The organism is Ancylobacter dichloromethanicus, assembly GCF_018390645.1.
GTDB classification, from domain to species: domain Bacteria; phylum Pseudomonadota; class Alphaproteobacteria; order Rhizobiales; family Xanthobacteraceae; genus Ancylobacter; species Ancylobacter dichloromethanicus.
This window is the reverse complement of the sequence record NZ_JAHBGC010000038.1, coordinates 377,239-393,626: the sequence shown is the minus strand read 5'-3', so window position 1 is coordinate 393,626 and position 16,388 is coordinate 377,239. Positions and strand designations below refer to the sequence as shown.

Annotated in this window: 13 protein-coding genes; 6 read left to right on the top strand and 7 right to left on the bottom strand. The window is 68.9% G+C overall.

The window, feature by feature from the left end; all coding sequences use genetic code 11:
* Positions 1 to 115: 115 nt before the first annotated feature.
* Entirely contained in the window at positions 116 to 1,123 is a 1,008-nt protein-coding gene (locus tag KHC23_RS18135; RefSeq protein WP_213374338.1) for a peptidylprolyl isomerase, read from the bottom strand.
* Positions 1,124 to 1,545: 422 nt separating this feature from the next.
* Between KHC23_RS18135 and secA the strand changes: the two genes are divergently transcribed.
* The gene (gene secA / locus KHC23_RS18130) at positions 1,546 to 4,341 is read left to right on the top strand and encodes a preprotein translocase subunit SecA (protein WP_213374336.1); all 2,796 of its coding nucleotides are present in this window, start codon (positions 1,546 to 1,548) and stop codon (positions 4,339 to 4,341) included.
* A 388-nt stretch (positions 4,342 to 4,729) separates the two neighbouring features.
* Here secA and KHC23_RS18125 read toward each other — a convergent pair whose 3' ends face one another.
* The 4 genes from KHC23_RS18125 to KHC23_RS18110 form a co-directional block, all read right to left on the bottom strand.
* Positions 4,730 to 6,451: a L,D-transpeptidase family protein gene (locus KHC23_RS18125; RefSeq protein WP_213374334.1), complete on the bottom strand. Its 1,722-nt coding sequence runs from the start codon at positions 6,449 to 6,451 to the stop codon at positions 4,730 to 4,732.
* 146 nt (positions 6,452 to 6,597) lie between these two features.
* Positions 6,598 to 7,551, bottom strand: coding sequence for an acetyl-CoA carboxylase carboxyltransferase subunit alpha (locus KHC23_RS18120; protein ID WP_213374332.1), 954 nt, complete (start codon positions 7,549 to 7,551; stop codon positions 6,598 to 6,600).
* Positions 7,552 to 7,668: 117 nt separating this feature from the next.
* A complete protein-coding gene (locus KHC23_RS18115; protein WP_213374330.1) occupies positions 7,669 to 8,679 on the bottom strand; it encodes a site-specific tyrosine recombinase XerD in 1,011 nt (336 codons plus the stop codon).
* The gene (locus KHC23_RS18110) at positions 8,676 to 8,819 is read right to left on the bottom strand and encodes a hypothetical protein (protein WP_213374328.1); all 144 of its coding nucleotides are present in this window, start codon (positions 8,817 to 8,819) and stop codon (positions 8,676 to 8,678) included. Before KHC23_RS18110 ends, KHC23_RS18115 begins: the two co-directional genes overlap by 4 nt.
* A gap of 248 nt (positions 8,820 to 9,067) precedes the next feature.
* Here KHC23_RS18110 and KHC23_RS18105 point away from each other — a divergent pair, with 248 nt between their 5' ends.
* The 3 genes from KHC23_RS18105 to KHC23_RS18095 are packed head-to-tail and all read left to right on the top strand — an operon-like array spanning position 9,068 to position 12,099.
* Entirely contained in the window at positions 9,068 to 9,661 is a 594-nt protein-coding gene (locus KHC23_RS18105) for a shikimate kinase (protein WP_213374326.1), read from the top strand.
* Positions 9,658 to 10,812, top strand: a complete 1,155-nt coding sequence (gene aroB / locus KHC23_RS18100; protein WP_213374324.1) for a 3-dehydroquinate synthase — start codon at positions 9,658 to 9,660, stop codon at positions 10,810 to 10,812. Before KHC23_RS18105 ends, aroB begins: the two co-directional genes overlap by 4 nt.
* Before the next feature lie 9 nt (positions 10,813 to 10,821).
* Complete coding sequence (locus KHC23_RS18095; protein WP_213374322.1) at positions 10,822 to 12,099, top strand: HlyC/CorC family transporter; 1,278 nt, start codon at positions 10,822 to 10,824, stop codon at positions 12,097 to 12,099.
* A gap of 13 nt (positions 12,100 to 12,112) precedes the next feature.
* Here the strand turns inward: KHC23_RS18095 and KHC23_RS18090 are convergent, their stop codons facing one another.
* Together KHC23_RS18090 and KHC23_RS18085 are read right to left on the bottom strand one after the other, a co-directional pair.
* Positions 12,113 to 13,867 (bottom strand): peroxidase family protein, encoded by a 1,755-nt coding sequence (locus KHC23_RS18090; RefSeq protein WP_213374320.1) that lies wholly within the window; start codon positions 13,865 to 13,867, stop codon positions 12,113 to 12,115.
* Positions 13,868 to 14,125: 258 nt separating this feature from the next.
* Positions 14,126 to 14,425, bottom strand: a complete 300-nt coding sequence (locus KHC23_RS18085; protein WP_213374318.1) for a BolA family protein — start codon at positions 14,423 to 14,425, stop codon at positions 14,126 to 14,128.
* A 252-nt stretch (positions 14,426 to 14,677) separates the two neighbouring features.
* On the opposite strand from KHC23_RS18085, the gene KHC23_RS18080 reads away from it, so the two are divergent.
* On the top strand, positions 14,678 to 15,298 hold the full coding sequence (locus KHC23_RS18080; RefSeq protein ID WP_213374316.1) for a J domain-containing protein: 621 nt from the start codon (positions 14,678 to 14,680) through the stop codon (positions 15,296 to 15,298).
* A 51-nt stretch (positions 15,299 to 15,349) separates the two neighbouring features.
* Entirely contained in the window at positions 15,350 to 16,336 is a 987-nt protein-coding gene (gene cobS / locus KHC23_RS18075; protein WP_213374314.1) for a cobaltochelatase subunit CobS, read from the top strand.
* Positions 16,337 to 16,388: the final 52 nt, after the last annotated feature.

The window sequence follows — 16,388 nt, the reverse complement described above, 5'->3', positions numbered from 1 at the left end:
TTGAATCGGGGAAGCTCCGGCGTTTCGAACTCACGCGTTTTTCCTGCCCCGAACCGGTATCCATTTCGCTCGAAAGCGCTCTAGGCGCTGTCGCCCGCTCGCCGCGCGATGCCGTTCACGGCGCCGGCGTGGCGGGCGCGGCCGGCTGGGTGATCAGGTCGGCGGGCTTCGGCGCCGCCTCGGTCTTCTCCACCTTGGCGGCGTCGCGGGTCTTCTGCACCACTTCGGCCTGCGCCTTCTGCGCCACGAACTGCTCGATCTGCGGCTTCACCTCCTCGAAGGTCGGCACCGGCCGCTCGCGGACTTCCTCCAGCTTGATGACGTGCCAGCCGAACTGCGTCTTCACCGGCTTCGACACCTCGCCCGGCTTCAGCGCGAAGGCGACCTCGGCGAATTCCGGCACCATCTGCTCCTTGGTGAAGAAGCCGAGATCGCCGCCATCCTTCTTGCCGGAAGGGTCTTCGGTCAGCTCGCCGGCCAGCTTGGCGAAGTCCTCGCCCTTCTTCAGGCGGGCCTCGACATCCTCGGCCTTCTTTTCGGCGGCAGCGGAGGCGTCCTTGTCGGCCGGGTCGGCGCGGAAGAGGATATGGCGGGCGTGCACCTCCTGTTCCGGCTTCTGCTGCGCCACCGCCTCCTTGTAGGTCTGCTGCATGGCCTCGTCGGTGAGTGCGGCCTTGGTCGCCTTCTCCAGGATCGCCTGCATCAGAACGCGCTTGCGGATGAAGTCCATCTCGCGCTTGAAGGCATCGGTCTCGTAGAGCTTCTCGGCCTCGGCGGCCTGCGCCATGGCGTTGAGGTCGATGAGGAAGCCGAGCACATATTCGTCGCGGGCGGCGCCCTGGATCTGCTGCGGCAGGTTCGGCGCCAGTTCGGCGGCGGCGGCCGTCACGTCGCTGCGGCGGATCGGCGTGCCGTTCACGGTGGCGAGCACCGGGTCGTCGCCCTGGGTGGCCGCGGCGGCCGCCGGCTTGGCGGCGTCCTGGGCCAGCGCCGGCAGCGCCGGAACGAGGGCGGTGCCGATCAGGGCGGCGAGAAGGCCGGCGCGCAACAGGCCGGCGGAGGCCCGGCCGGCGGCGGGGCGAACAGACGCCTGGGTCGCGGCGTGCAGGCAATGACGGGTCATGGAACGTTCCTCAATTTCGGTTTGGCCGCGGGGGCCGCGAAAGCTGACCCAGCCCGGCCAAGGTTGCAAGCGCCTATGATTACCAACGCCGTATATTTCGCCGCTGGCGCGCCGGGGCGTGGCCCGCCTGCGCGACACCTCGCGCTGAAGCAAAACTGTCGTCCGGCCCGCGATTGACAACCCCCAAACCCGTTCATAAGTGTGGCACGCGGCGTGGGTTCTCCCCGGCACTCGCGCTTATGTGACGCAAGAACCCGCAAGCCGTTCGCGACGGCCCGGCCTCGCAGACCCATTTCGGCCGCAAATGGCGTCTCGATGAGGCTCAGCCCGCGCGCTCGCGCCCGCAGCTTGCTCAAGAGGATGGGGCGGCCCGTCACCGCCCGTCCGACACCTGATCCTGGCGGACTCGGATTGGAAGCCTCATGTTCGGCGCTCTCGCGCGAAAGCTCTTCGGATCGGCTAACGACCGCCGCGTGCGCGGCTATCAGCCCAGGATCGCGGCCATCAACGCGCTCGAACCCGAGATCAAGGCGCTCTCCGACGAGGAGCTGCGCGCCCGCACCGTCACCTTCCGCGAGCAGCTGGCGAACGGCGCCAGCCTGGACGACCTGCTGGTGCCGGCCTTCGCCACGGTGCGCGAGGCCGCCCGCCGGGCGCTGGGGCAGCGGCATTTCGACGTTCAGCTCATCGGCGGCATGGTGCTGCATGAGCGCGGCATCGCCGAGATGCGCACCGGCGAAGGCAAGACGCTGGTGGCCACCGCACCGGTCTATCTCAACGCGCTGACCGGCAAGGGCGTCCACGTCGTCACCGTGAACGACTACCTCGCCAAGCGCGACGCCGAATGGATGGGGCGCGTCTACCGCTTCCTCGGCCTCACCGTCGGCATCATCCATCATGGCCTCGACGACAATGAGCGCCGCGCCGCCTATGCCTGCGACGTCACCTACGCCACCAATAACGAGCTTGGCTTCGACTATCTCCGCGACAACATGAAATACGAGCTGAACCAGATGGTGCAGCGCCCGCATTTCTACGCCGTGGTCGACGAGGTCGACTCGATCCTGGTCGACGAGGCCCGCACCCCGCTGATCATCTCCGGCCCGCTCGACGACCGCTCGGACTTCTACAATACCATCGACACCTATATCCCGAAGCTGTCGAAGGAAGATTACGAGGTCGACGAGAAGCAGCGCTCGGTCGCGCTGACCGAAGCCGGCATGGAAAAGACCGAGACCCTGCTGCGTGACGCCGGCTTGCTCAAGGGCGAAAGCCTGTACGACATCGAGAACGTCTCGGTGGTCCACCACGTCAACCAGGCGCTGCGCGCCCACACCCTGTTCCAGCGCGACAAGGACTACATCGTCCGCAATGACGAAGTGGTCATCATCGACGAGTTCACCGGCCGCATGATGCCGGGCCGCCGCTATTCGGAAGGGCTCCACCAGGCGCTGGAGGCCAAGGAGCGGGTACAGGTCCAGCCCGAGAACCAGACGCTGGCCTCGATCACCTTCCAGAATTATTTCCGCATGTACGAGAAGCTGGCCGGCATGACCGGCACGGCCAACACCGAAGCGGCGGAATTCCAGGATATCTACAGTCTCGAAGTGATCGAGATCCCGACCAATCTGCCGGTGCGCCGCGTCGACGACGACGACGAGGTCTACCGGACGGCGACCGAGAAATACAACGCCATCATCGACCTCATCACCGACTGCAAGTCGCGCGGCCAGCCGGTGCTGGTCGGCACCACCTCGATCGAGAAGTCGGAACTGCTGGCTGATCTGCTGAAGAAGCGTGGCTTCAAGCAGAAGGACTTCTCCGATCCCGACGCCTTCCGTCCGCTCTATGACGGCGACCAGGGCACGACGGACGATCAGGTGTTCGCGGTGCTCAACGCCCGCCACCATGAGCAGGAATCCTACATCGTCAGCCAGGCCGGCGTGCCCGGCGCCGTCACCATCGCCACCAACATGGCCGGCCGCGGCACCGACATCCAGCTCGGCGGCAATGCCGACATGCGCATCTCGCACGAGCTGGGCGACATGCCGGAAGGCGAGCAGCGCGCCGCCGCCGAGGCGGGCATCCGCGAGGAGATCGCCAAGCTCAAGGCCAAGGCGCTGGAAGCCGGCGGCCTCTATGTCATCGGCACCGAGCGCCATGAGAGCCGGCGCATCGACAACCAGCTGCGCGGCCGCTCCGGCCGCCAGGGCGACCCCGGCCATTCGCACTTCTTCCTGTCGCTGGAAGACGATCTGATGCGCATCTTCGGGTCGGACCGGCTCGACGGCATGCTGCAGAAGCTCGGCCTCAAGGAGGGCGAGGCGATCGTCCATCCCTGGATCAACCGCGCGCTGGAAAAGGCGCAGCAGAAGGTCGAGGCGCGCAATTACGACATCCGCAAGAACCTGCTGAAATATGACGACGTGATGAACGACCAGCGCAAGGTGGTGTTCGAGCAGCGCGTCGAACTGATGCAGGACGAGGACGTCGCCGAGACCGTCGCCGAGATGCGCCACGGCGTCATCGACGACCTCGTCGTCAAGCACGTCCCGCCCAACGCCTATCCCGAGCAGTGGGACACGGACGGCCTCGCCGAGGCGCTGGAGCGCGTGCTCGGCCTCGACCTTCCGGTCAGGGAATGGGCGGCCGAGGAAGGCATCGCCGACGAGGAGATGCGCGAGCGGGTGCAGCGCCGGGCCGACGAGGCGATGGCGCTGAAGGCCGCCAAATACGGCCCCGACATCATGCGCTATGTCGAGAAGTCGATCCTGCTGCAGACGCTGGACCATCTCTGGCGCGAGCATCTGGTCACGCTCGACCATCTGCGCCAGGTTATCGGCCTGCGCGGCTACGCCCAGCGCGACCCGCTGAACGAGTACAAGTCGGAAGCCTTCCAGCTGTTCGAGGCGATGCTCGCCAGCCTGCGCGAGGCTGTCACCGCGCAGCTGATGCGCGTGGAGGTGATGGCCGCGCCGCAGACCGACGACATGCCGCCCATGGCGCCGCACCATATCGACGCGGCGACCGGGGAGGACGAGTTCGCGCTCGCCGATGCCGAGATTTCCGGCGAGGCGACGCTGGCGCCGGCCCCCGACGCCGCCGCCCCGGCCCGCAACCCCGACGACCCGTCGAGCTGGGGTCGCGTCGGGCGCAACGAGCCCTGCCCCTGCGGCTCCGGCCTGAAGTACAAGCACTGCCACGGCAAGTTCGTCTGAGGCGATTGCCGTGCCGTGCGGTCTTGATGGACGGCGAACAGCGGCGCGGCGAAGGACAGGCTGAAAAAGCGCGTCGAAGCCACCGGACCCGGCTTTGAGACGCCGCGCGGATCGGTAACGCGACCGCCTTGACGGCCTGCGCAACGACCTCGCCTCTACCTATCGGCTTGGGCGGCTCCTCGGCAAGCACGACGATCTGAACCCGCATCGCAGCGGCGCCATGAAGCCGGCGCCGCCGGCCCTGCCGCCTGTCGCCCGCGCATGGCGCGGCACCGGGCCTTGTGCCGGCGTTGCCGCGCTCCGCCCGCGTCTGGCGGCGTGCTCCGACGTAAGGTGCTTGGCCGGCGACACGAAGCCCCCGACGACGGCAACACAGCCCTGATCGGCCTTACTGCACCGAGGAGAAGCTGCCCGGCGCCACGATGCCGGCCGCGCCTGGCAGCGTCGGCACGGCGCCGTAAAGCGGTTCACCGCCGGAGGCGGCCACCGAAGGCCGCAGGGCCGGCGTGACCGCCGCGTCAGCATTGGTCGCGGTAGCTGGCGCCGGTGGTGACGGCACGGCGGGCGTGGCCGCGGCGGGCCTGGTAGAGGCCTGGCGCGGCACCGGTGGGCGCGAGGGCGGCATCGGCACGTCCGCGATTGCTTCCGCGGCAGCGGGCGCCGGCGGCGGGCTGCCGCCGAACCAGTTTTTCAGGCTGTCGAGGAAGCCGCCATTACTGCCGGCATCGAGCGAGGCGACCTGCGGCAATGCCGTGCGCTCCGCCGGCTTCGCCTCGGTATCCGCCGGCGCCGCGTCCGGGCGGGCCGGGGCCAGCGTCGGCGTGGGCGCCGAGGTGGGCGCCGGGACGGACGACGTCGTCTCGACCGGCGCCGGCGTTGCCGGCGCGGGCGACAGGCCGCTGAACAGATTGTCGAAGAACCCGCCCGCGCTCGGCGCCGCCGCCACGGCGGTGCGCGGGCCGCCCGGCGCGTCTTCCGGACGCGGCGCCGGCAGCGGCACCGACGCGGTCTCGCTCACCGTGTCGGCGGTGGCGAGCGCGATGCTCTCGGCCGGCGCCGGCTCGGTGGTCGACACGCCGTAATCGCTGCCCGGCGGCTTCACCACCGGCGGCAGCGAGCCCGGCGCGGAAAGCTCCGGATTTTCCAGCTTGGCGAGGAACACCTTGTGCATGCCGCCATCCTTGCCGGTCTTGACCGGGGCGACAGGCTGCAGCGCGCCGGCGCTGGCGATCTTCGTGCTGGCTTCCTTCTGGCGGGCGGCGACCGCCTCGGCCAGCCCTTCCGGCATGGTGTAGTCCGGGCACGGGGCGGAGGCCTGCAGCTTCCGGCCGGGATCGGTGGGGGTCGCGTTGAACACGTAACGCTTGCCGCAATAATCCACTTTCGGCGGCGCCTTGGTCAATTCGAACACGTCGCTGCCTTCCTTCAGCATCTTCCAGAAGGCGAGGTTCGGATTGTTGCGATGCCGCACCAGATTGTCGGAGGTCATGCGGAACGGGTAGGCCTGCACCTGGAACGAGCGCTGGCCACCATAGAAGCTCTCGCGGCCCAGCGCGAAAATCTCCTGCACCTGCTCGTCGGTCATGGCGTAGCAGCCGCGCGAGGAGCAGTCGCCATGCACCATCAGATTGCTGCCGGAGCGGCCCCAGGCCCGGTCATAGGCATTGGGAAAGCCGAGATCGAAGGCGAGGTAATAGCTGGAATTCGGGTTCATCTGGCCGGGAGTGATGGTGTAGAAGCCCTCCGGCGCCTGCCGGTCGCCTTCCTTCACCTTCGGTCCCAATTCTCCGGACCAGCGGCAGATCGGGTAGGTCTTGAGCAGTGCGTACTCGCCGCTGGTGGTCTCCTTCCAGACCTCCAGCTCGGATTCTTCCTTGAAGATCCGCACCACGATCGGGCTCGACTTGGTCATGTCCTTCTGCTGGATCAGCGCCAGCGTCTGCGGCGACAGCGTCTTGCTGGCCTTGGACATGGGCGAGGAGCCGCCACCGCCATTGCAGCCGGCCAGCACCAGCGCGGTGCAGCCGGCGAGCAGGGCCGCGCGCCAGCGCGCGCCAGACCCCCGCTCGCGGGTGCCGCGCAGGAGGTTCGAAAACCCTGGAACCTTCAACCCCGGAGTCTCCCCGAAAGCGCCGCGCCGCGGGCGCCTGCCCAAAGCGTTATACCGCACCGGGGGCGTCCGCAATCCCGCCCCGCAATACCACCGACATCACCCCTTCGCGAGGGGGTAGGCGCGCCGCCGCCGGGCCCGGCGACTCAGAGGTTCCGGCCGATGGCGAGGAACTTCTCGCGGCGGGCCTTGCGCAGCGCCGCCGGGTCCATCCCGTCCAGTTCGTTGAGCGCCGCCTCGATGGCGTCGCCCGCTGCCCCGATCGCCACCTCGGGCGCGCGGTGAGCGCCGCCGGGGGGCTCGGAGATGATGGCATCGATGACATGGAAGCGGAGCAGGTCCTGCGCCGTGATCTTCATGTTCATCGCCGCTTCCTGCGCCTTGGCGGTGTCCCGCCACAGGATCGACGCCGCGCCTTCCGGCGAGATCACGCTGTAGATGGAATGTTCCAGCATGAGGACGCGGTTGGCGGTGGCGATGGCGATGGCGCCACCCGAGCCACCTTCGCCGATGATGACGGCAACATTGGGGACGCCGAGCGAAAGACAGGCGTCGGTCGAGCGGGCGATGGCCTCGGCCTGGCCGCGCTCCTCGGCGTCGAGGCCGGGGAAGGCGCCGGCAGTGTCGACCAGCGAGATCACCGGCAGCGAGAAGCGGTCGGCCAGTTCCATCAGCCGCACCGCCTTGCGGTAGCCTTCCGGGCGGGCCATGCCGAAATTGTGCTTGATCCGGGTCTCGGTGCTGGAGCCCTTCTCCTGCCCGATCAGGCAGACCGCGCGGCCGCGAAAGCGCGCGAGCCCGCCGAGAATCGCGTGGTCGTCGCCGAATTTGCGGTCGCCGGCGAGCGGGTCGAACTCCTCGAACAGGCTCGCCGCATAGTCGGAGAAGTGCGGGCGCAGCGGGTGGCGCGCCACCTGCGTCTTCTGCGAGGGCGAGAGATTGGCGTAGAGCTGGAGCAGCGCGTCCCGCGCCTTGCCCTCCAGGCGGGCGATGTCGTCGCCAATGGCGACCGCGTCGCCCTGCGCCGCCATGGCGCGCAGTTCTTCCAGCTTGGCCTCGAGTTCGGCCACGGGCTTCTCAAAATCGAGGTAGCTGCGCATCGGAAATGATTGAACCGGCTCACAGGAAAGGGGGGTCCACCCGGACGGGCGACCCGCGAAATCGCGCGGAAGCTGCCCCGAGAGGGTGGCGACGTCAAGGCAAGCCCGCAAATGCGCTTAATCGCCGCTGCCGTCGCCGAGCGGATGCAGGTCGCGCACCAGGCTTTTCAGCCGCTCGTCGAGCACATGGGTGTAGATCTGCGTGGTCGAAATGTCGGCATGCCCGAGCAGCGTCTGCACGATGCGCAGTTCCGCCCCATGCGCCAGAAGATGGCTGGCGAAGGCGTGGCGCAGCACATGCGGCGACAGCCGGGCCGGATCGAGACCGGCGGCCAGCGCGAGGTCCTTGAGGTCGAGCGCCACCTGCTGGCGGGTGATGTGCCCGCTGGCGGCGCCGGAGGGAAACAGCCAGCGCCCGCGCGGCTCCCTGGCTTCCTTCACTCCCGTGCCGGTAGCGTCCTTCACCGCTTTCTGGGCCGCCACCTTCTCCAGCGCGGCGCGATAGGCCGACATCGCCGCCTTGGCCGGCTCGCCCAGCGGTACCAGGCGCTCCTTGTTGCCCTTGCCGCGCACGATGATCGCCTCGCCGCGCATGGTGGCGGCCGAGGCCGGCAGCGCCGCCAGCTCGGAAACGCGCAGCCCGGTGGCGTAGAGCAGCTCGATGAAGCAGGCCGTGCGCGCCCGCCGCGCGCTTTCGGCAAAGCCCGGCACCGCTTCGCCGGCGCGCTCATGCGCGGTGGCGATGAGGCGGTTCACCTCGTCGAGCGACAGCACCTTGGGCAGCGGCCGGCTGCGGCGCGGGCCTTCCAGCACGGCGGCAGGGTCGTCGCCGCGATGGCCCTCGGCATAGAGGAAGCGGTGAAACTGGCGCACCGCCGACAGCTTGCGCGCCACGCTGGCGCTGGCGAGGCCGCGGGCGGCGAGCGCGGCCAGCCAGCCCCGCAACTGGGGCGTGCGCGCGGCCAGCGCATCCGTCCCCTGCGTCGCCAGAAAACCCTCATAATCCTCGAGGTCGCGCTGATAGGCGCCGAGCGTATTGGCCCCGGCGCCGCGCTCGGCCGCCATCATGTCGAGGAAAAGCCGCGCCGTGCCGGCCCCCGCCGCGCCGCCGGCCGGTCGCGCGCTCATTTGGCGAACCGGTCCGGCGGCACCACGATGCTCATCTCGCGCGTCTGCGGCTGCACCAGATTGGCGAAGGCCCACAGCGTGCCGTAGCCGATGCCGCCGAGTATGCCGAGAATGACGAGAAGACGGATGAGGCTCGGCATGGATGAGCGGGCCTTGCGCGATTCGATGGACGGGTCGCGCCGATCCTAAGGCCTTTCGGCGGCCGGGCGGAAGCAACGGACCCCTGGGTTCTATCCCACCCTGCCACCGCTGTCTGAACGGAGCGTTACACCAGCCGGCCTTTCGCCGCGCCTCCTCTCGCTTTGCCCCGCCCTCGCATTGCGTCACCCCTGCATTGCGTCACCCCTGCACCGGTGCTAGTCCGCGCTCGGTGAGCGAGAATGGTGCCATGACGGCGGACCCCGAACAGGACGAGAAGGCGGAGCGACTGCGCGGGCTGCTGGGCGCGCGCTCCATCGTGCTCGTGGGCATGATGGGCGCCGGCAAGTCCTCGGTCGGCAAGCGCCTCGCCCGCCGCCTTGCCCTGCCCTTCGCCGATGCCGATACCGAGATCGAGCAGGCGGCCGGCATGACCATTCCCGAGATTTTCGCCCTGCACGGCGAACCCGCCTTCCGCGACGGCGAGAAGAAGGTGATCGCCCGCCTGCTGGAGGCCGGCCCGATGGTGCTCGCCACCGGCGGCGGCGCCTATATGATCGAGGAGACGCGCGCCGCCATCGCCAGCCACGGCATCAGCGTCTGGCTGAAGGCCGAGCTGGACGTGCTGCTGCGCCGCGTGCGCCGACGCGACGACCGGCCATTGCTGAAGTCCGGGGACCCGGAGGCGACGCTGGCGCGGCTGATCGACCAGCGCTATCCGGTCTATGCGCTGGCGGACGTCACCGTGGTGTCGCATGACGTGCCGCAGGACATGATGGTCGACACGGTGATAGAGGCGCTGGGCTGCCATCTCGCCGCGCCGGGTTCGGGAGACGAGACGTGAACACGCCCGCCACATCCCTGGCCGCCTCCCCCGGCGGCGCCGAGCTGACGCAGTTGCGCGTCGGGCTCGGCGAGCGTTCCTACGACATCGTCATCGGCCCGGGCCTGCTCGCCGAGGCGGGCACGCGCATCGCCGCGCTGCGGCCGGGCGCCCGCGTCGGCATCGTCACCGACCGCAACGTCGCCGACCGCCACCTCGGCACCGTCGAAGCCGCGCTCGGGGAGGCCGGCCTGACCCCGACGCCGGTCATCGTCGAGCCGGGCGAAAAGTCGAAGTGCTTCGCCGTGTTCGAGCAGGTGGTGGACGCCCTGCTGGCGGCGCGGATCGAGCGCGGCGACCTGGTCCTCGCGCTCGGCGGCGGCGTGGTCGGCGACCTCGCCGGCTTCGCGGCGGCGGCGCTGCGGCGCGGGGTCGATTTCGTGCAGGCTCCGACCAGCCTGCTGGCGCAGGTCGATTCCTCCGTCGGCGGCAAGACCGGCATCAATTCGCGCCACGGCAAGAACCTTGTCGGCGCCTTCCACCAGCCCATACTGGTGCTGGCCGACACCGGCGCGCTCGACACCCTGCCGCTGCGCGAGTTCCGCTCCGGCTATGCCGAGGTCGCCAAATACGGGCTGATCGACAACGCCCCCTTCTTCGCCTGGCTGGAGCGCAAATGGGAGGCGGTGTTCGGCGGCGGGCCGGCGCGCATCGAGGCCATCGCCACCAGTTGCGCCTCCAAGGCCGCCGTGGTCAGCCGCGACGAGAAGGAGACCGGCGACCGTGCCCTGCTCAATCTCGGCCACACCTTCGGCCACGCTCTGGAAGCGGGCGCCGGCTTCTCGCAGCGCCTGCTGCATGGCGAGGCGGTGGCGGTCGGCATGGCGCAGGCGTTCCGCTTCTCCGCCGCGCAGGGCCTGTGCGCCCCGGCGGATGCCGAGCGGGTGGAAACCCATCTGCGCACCGTCGGCCTGCCGACCCGCATCGCCGACATCCCCGGCGAACTGCCGGACACCGACGGGCTGATGGGCCTGATCGGCCAGGACAAGAAGGTCTCGCGCGGCGCGCTCACCTTCATTCTCGCCCGCGGCATCGGCCAGAGCTTCATCGCCCGCGACGTCGATCCCGCCGAGGTGCGGGCTTTCCTTGAGGGCGAGCGCAGGGGCGGATAAAAGGGCGCCATGACCTCCTATGATTGGCTCGCACTCGGCGCCGTCGTCATCTGCCTGCTGCTGTCCTTCTTCTTCTCGGGCAGCGAAACGGCGCTGACCGCCTCCTCCAAGGCGCGCATGCACGCGCTGGAGAAGAATGGCGATGCCCGCGCCGCGCTGGTGAACCGGATGATGGGGCAGCGCGAGCGGCTCATCGGCGGCATCCTGCTCGGCAACAACCTCGTCAACATCGCCGCCTCCTCGCTCACCACCGGCCTGCTGCTCGCCTGGTTCGGCACGGCGGGCATCGCCTATGCCACGGTGGGCATGACGATCGTCGTCGTCATCTTCTCGGAGGTGCTGCCCAAGACCATCGCGATCAACCACCCCGACCGCGTCTCGCTGCTGGTGGCGGGGCCGATCCGCTTCATCGTCGGCCTGTTCGGGCCGCTGACGCTCGCCATCGAGGCGCTGGTGCGCGGCATATTGGGGGCCATGGGCGTGCCGCTCGGCGCCACCACCAACGTGCTCTCCGCCTCCGAGGAACTGCGCGGCGCGGTCGACCTTCTGCACCGCGAGGGCAGCGTGGTGAAGGACGAGCGCGACATGCTCGGCGGCCTGCTCGATCTCGGCGAGCTGGAAGTTTCCGACATCATGGTCCACCGCACCAAGATGGCGAGCCTGAACGCCGACGAGCCGCCCGAGCGGATCGTCCACGAGGTGCTCGCCTCCCCGCACACCCGCCTGCCGCTGTGGCGCGAGCGGCCGGACAACATCGTCGGCGTGCTGCACGCCAAGGATCTGCTGCGCGAACTGATCGCGCTCGGCAACGACACCTCCAAGCTCGATGTCGAGAAGATCGCCCGCGCCCCCTGGTTCGTGCCGGACGTGACCTCGCTGCCCGACCAGCTCAAGGCCTTCCGCCGCCGCAAGCAGCATTTCGCGCTCGTCGTCGACGAGTATGGCGAGGTGATGGGCCTGGTCACGCTGGAGGACATTCTCGAGGAGATCGTCGGCGACATCTCCGACGAGCACGACAAGGCCTTCACCGGCGCCCGCCGCAACCCGGACGGCTCGGTCAGCGTCGAGGGAACGGTGGCGATCCGCGACCTCAACCGGGCGATGGGCTGGCACCTGCCGGACGAGGAGGCGACCACCATCGCCGGCCTCGTGATCCACGAGGCCCGCATCATCCCCGAGCCGGGCCAGGCCTTCATGTTCCACGGCTTCCGCTTCCAGGTGATGCGCAAGCAGCGCAACCGCATCACCCTGCTGCGCGTGGCGCCGCTGCGCCGCACGCCGGCCTGAGCGAGCGAGACCGTCAGCCCCCGCCGGCCGCCGCCGCCACCGCCGCGTCACCCAGCGGGTTGACGTCGTCCACGAAGGCCAGGAGATGCGCCAGCGAGGTGATCGGCACCCCGCCGACCCGAAGCGGCGAATCGGCTTCCGGCGAGAACACCTTGAGCGTTCCGGCGGTCTGGGGGTCGCTCAGGTCGGCCGGCGCGACCCCGGCATTGAAGATGGATGTCACCGAGGCGCGGATGAGCCCGACCAGGGTCTCGACGATGATCCGGCTGCCCACCGGGCCGAGATGCTCGCCGCCCGCCAGCTCCGCCTCGCGCAAGATGTAGTACCAGAGCGGGGTCTTCACATCGAACTCGTGCTCGCGCAGCACGGCATTGTCGCCGAGGGCGAGCGCATCCTGGGCAACGATCGCCTTCATCACCTGCGCCGGCGTCAGCACGGCGCCGCCGGCCAGCCCGCCGGCCGCCGCCATCGCCTCGGCGACGTCCTGCCCGGCGGGAAGGCCGAGGCGCGCGCCGCGCAGCAGGTTGCGCGTCGCCAGATTGCCCCCGCCGCCCGGCAGATTGCCGAGTGCCGGCATCAGGCGGGTGTCCATCTTCTTGGCCACGCCGAGCGGTATCTGCGGGCGCGGCACCGCCGGAAAGCCAGGGACGCCGGTGAAGTCGAACAGCCGGCGCCAATCGGCGATCCAGACGCTGGGCAGGGCGACGAAGCCGTTCGCCGGCGCTGCCGTGATGTTGTCCGGCTTGCCGAGGCCGCCGGAGGTATTGGTGAAATCGAAGAACTGCTTGAACGGAGCACCCGGGAAGACGCGGTTCCAGGAATAGCCCGGCCGGACCAGGGAATGGCCGAGCCGGTAGGCGGCGACGGAGAATTCCAGTGGCATGGGCGGCGTCTCGTAGCCGGTGACGCGGAAGAACAGCGGGTTGAGCGCCAGCGTGGCGGGCAGCGCGAGCGGCGCGGCGGGATCGTCCGGCAGGTCGGCGACCTCGAGGCCGAGCACGGCGGCGAATGTGTGCGGATCGGTTATGCGCCGGATGAAATCGAACAGCACCAGCCACTGATAGTGGCGCGTCACCAGTTCCCGCGTCTGCTTGAACAGCGCGGCCGGGCTGATGGCGCCTTGGGCCCGTAGCGTTTGCGCCACCTTGTTGTGAAACTTGAGGAAGGCGAGATGCAACTGAGCGACGATGAGGTTCTCGTCGTTGCGGTCGTCGCCGATCAGCGGTTTGCCCGCATCCTGCCCGAACAGCACGCGCGGCAGGTCGTTGGGCAGCGCATTGCCCACCGGGTCGTTCTTATCCGCCGCCGCCTCCGGCACCGGCTCGGTCAGGCCGATCCGGAACATCACAACGTCCGCCGGCTCGAAGAACGCCTCCGAGCGCCCGCCAAAATCGCCATAGAGGCTGTCGAGGTCGAGCCGGGGCGAACGTATCTGCAGCACCTGGTCGGCCTTCAGCGGCTTCACCTCCTCCACCCGGCCGGCGGTGCCGTCCCGGGTGATGTCGTGGTCGATGAACTGGCCGAAATAGGTATAGCCGGCCGGGAGCCTGGCATCGTCGGGCGGAAGCGGCGGGTCTTCCGGCCTGAGCGCGGCGGTCATCCGGGCGCCGAGCGCCGCCAGAGAAGCGTCCGTCGGCCGGAACGGCGGAAGCTGCGCGAAGATGCGGCCGAAGCGAAACCCCGCCCCGGGGGTCCCGAGTTCCGCGCCCTGCACGACCTGGATTTCGCCTTCGACCTCGTAAGTGTCCTTGACCCCGTGATGCGCCATCGCCCCGTCCCCCCTAGGCGGGCCGTGGGCCGCAGCCCTACCGAGCCCGCACGCCATGATTGCAGGGGCAGCCTATAACTCTTTTAAGTTTAGTCTATTGAAATATTCAATCTTGGCGTGTGTCGCGCAACCACACTGGCATGCGGCACCGGCGGCACGCCCATGCGTCCGTCGTCTGGCATTTTTGCCGTCGACGCCCATATTGGTGGCATGGTTTCCAGCAATGTCGCCGCGTTCGCCGGCGCGAGGCGGGCTTGGCTATTCGCCGGGCGCCCTCGCTTCGATGGCGAGGGCGTGCAGCCCGCGCGCGATCTCGCCGGCGAGCAGGCCGTTCACCAGCCGGTGGCGGGCCAGCCGGCCCTGGTCGCGAAAGGCTTCGGCGACGATGCGCACGCGCAGATGGGTGAGCTGGCCCGGGCGATGACCGCCATGGCCTTCGTGCCGGTGGCTTTCATCCTCCAGCTCCAGCACGGTGGGGGACAGTTCGGCCAGCGCGACCCGCACGCGCGCCAGCGTCTGCGCCACGGCATCGTCTTGAGAGGGAGTGTGCATGCTCATGGTCGATGCGGTACGCCCCCGGCCGACCGGCGTCAACAGCGCGGCGGCATCCGCGCCGGGCCGCCCGCACCGCCACGTGCGCATTGACCCGATTGCACCGCATTCGGGCCGGACAATGCGGCCTCGCACGACCTTCCGCCGGTCGGGCGAACCGCAAAGTGACCGTCTCCGGCTGCAAGATCGTCCCGCGGGGCGATGACGAACCCGCGGTTTCTTGTATACCTGCTCCAGCACCAGCATAATCGTCGGATCATGAAGCTCGACTCCCCGATATTCGATCGCATCCGCGTCAAGCCCGACCGCGATCGCCGCGTGAAAGTGGAAGGCCCCACCTGCGAGTGGGAGGGCTGCTGCAATGCCGCGACTCATCGCGCGCCCAAGGGCCGGCAGATGGAAGGCCAGTTCTGGCGCTTCTGCTTCGACCATGTGCGGGCCTACAACCAGTCCTACAATTATTTCTCGGGGATGGCCGACGACGCGGTCTCGGCCTATCAGAAGGACGCGCTGACCGGCCATCGCCCGACCTGGAAAATGGGGTCGAAGGGCGGCGCCGCCCGCGCCGCCGAGCACGCCAAGCGCCATTCGGCGGAGGACATCGGCGATCCCTTCGGCATGTTCGGCGAGGTCGGCGGGCGCGCCCGTCCCGAGCCCGAGCCGCCGCGCGAGAACCGGATGATCCGCAATGTGGAGCGCCGGGCCTTCGAGTCGCTCGGCGTGGAGATTTCCGCCACGCCGGAGGAGATCAAGGCGCGCTTCAAGGTGCTGGTGAAGAAGTACCACCCCGACGCCAATGGCGGCGACATATCGACCGAGGACCGTCTGCGCGACGTGATCCAGTCCTATAATCATCTCAAGAACGCGGGCTTCTGCTAGGAAGCGCGTGTGCCAGACCAGCCCGCGCCCGTGCGCGGCAACGGAGGAAGAATGACCGCCCCGCTCACGCAAGCGCCCGCGCTGCCGGACATGAAGGTCTCGGTCCGTCAGGTTTTCGGCCTCGACGTCGATCTGGAAGTGCCGGCCTATGCCGAACCGGACGCCTATGTGCCGGAAGTCGATCCGGACTATCTGTTCGACCGCCCGACCACCCTCGCCATCCTCGCCGGCTTCGCCCATAACCGCCGGGTTATGGTCACCGGCTATCACGGCACCGGCAAGTCCAGCCATATCGAGCAGGTCGCGGCCCGCCTCAACTGGCCCTGCGTGCGCGTCAACCTCGACAGCCACATCAGCCGCATCGACCTGATCGGCAAGGACGCCATCGTGGTGAAGGACGGCCTCCAGGTCACCGAGTTCCGCGACGGCATCCTGCCCTGGGCCTACCAGAACAACGTCGCGCTGGTGTTCGACGAATACGATGCCGGCCGCCCGGACGTGATGTTCGTGATCCAGCGCGTACTCGAATCCGCCGGCCGGCTGACGCTGCTCGACCAGAACCGGGTGATCCGCCCGCACGGCGCCTTCCGCCTGTTCTCGACCGCCAACACCATCGGCCTCGGCGACACGACCGGCCTCTATCACGGGACCCAGCAGATCAACCAGGCGCAGATGGACCGCTGGTCCATCGTCACCACGCTGAACTATCTGGCCCATGACAAGGAGGTCGACATTGTCGTCTCCAAGGCCAAGAACCTGCAGACGCCGGAAGGCCGCGACACCGCCGCGCGCATGGTCCGCCTCGCCGATCTCACCCGGCAGGCCTTCATCAATGGCGACCTGTCGACCGTGATGAGCCCGCGCACGGTCATCACCTGGGCCGAGAATGCCGAGATCTTCCAGGAACTCGCCTTCTCGTTCCGCGTCACCTTCCTGAACAAGTGCGACGAGCTGGAGCGCCCGCTGGTGGCCGAGTTCTACCAGCGCTGCTTCGGCAAGGAGCTGACCGAGTCGGCCATCAACGTCGTCATGTCGTAGCGGGCGGCAGCGCCGCCCGCGCGACGACGCTCTCTCTCCCATCGGGGAGAGG

Excerpts from the sequence above, each read along its gene's own strand:
- KHC23_RS18110 (WP_213374328.1), bottom strand. The coding sequence starts at position 8,819 with ATGCCGAGCCTCATCCGTCTTCTCGTCATTCTCGGCATACTCGGCGGC.
- KHC23_RS18115 (WP_213374330.1), bottom strand. The coding sequence starts at position 8,679 with ATGAGCGCGCGACCGGCCGGCGGCGCGGCGGGGGCCGGCACGGCGCGG.
- KHC23_RS18090 (WP_213374320.1), bottom strand. The coding sequence starts at position 13,867 with ATGGCGCATCACGGGGTCAAGGACACTTACGAGGTCGAAGGCGAAATC.
- secA (WP_213374336.1), top strand. The coding sequence starts at position 1,546 with ATGTTCGGCGCTCTCGCGCGAAAGCTCTTCGGATCGGCTAACGACCGC.
- KHC23_RS18105 (WP_213374326.1), top strand. The coding sequence starts at position 9,068 with ATGACGGCGGACCCCGAACAGGACGAGAAGGCGGAGCGACTGCGCGGG.
- KHC23_RS18135 (WP_213374338.1), bottom strand. The coding sequence starts at position 1,123 with ATGACCCGTCATTGCCTGCACGCCGCGACCCAGGCGTCTGTTCGCCCC.
- KHC23_RS18085 (WP_213374318.1), bottom strand. The coding sequence starts at position 14,425 with ATGAGCATGCACACTCCCTCTCAAGACGATGCCGTGGCGCAGACGCTG.
- cobS (WP_213374314.1), top strand. The coding sequence starts at position 15,350 with ATGACCGCCCCGCTCACGCAAGCGCCCGCGCTGCCGGACATGAAGGTC.
- KHC23_RS18080 (WP_213374316.1), top strand. The coding sequence starts at position 14,678 with ATGAAGCTCGACTCCCCGATATTCGATCGCATCCGCGTCAAGCCCGAC.
- KHC23_RS18120 (WP_213374332.1), bottom strand. The coding sequence starts at position 7,551 with ATGCGCAGCTACCTCGATTTTGAGAAGCCCGTGGCCGAACTCGAGGCC.
- KHC23_RS18095 (WP_213374322.1), top strand. The coding sequence starts at position 10,822 with ATGACCTCCTATGATTGGCTCGCACTCGGCGCCGTCGTCATCTGCCTG.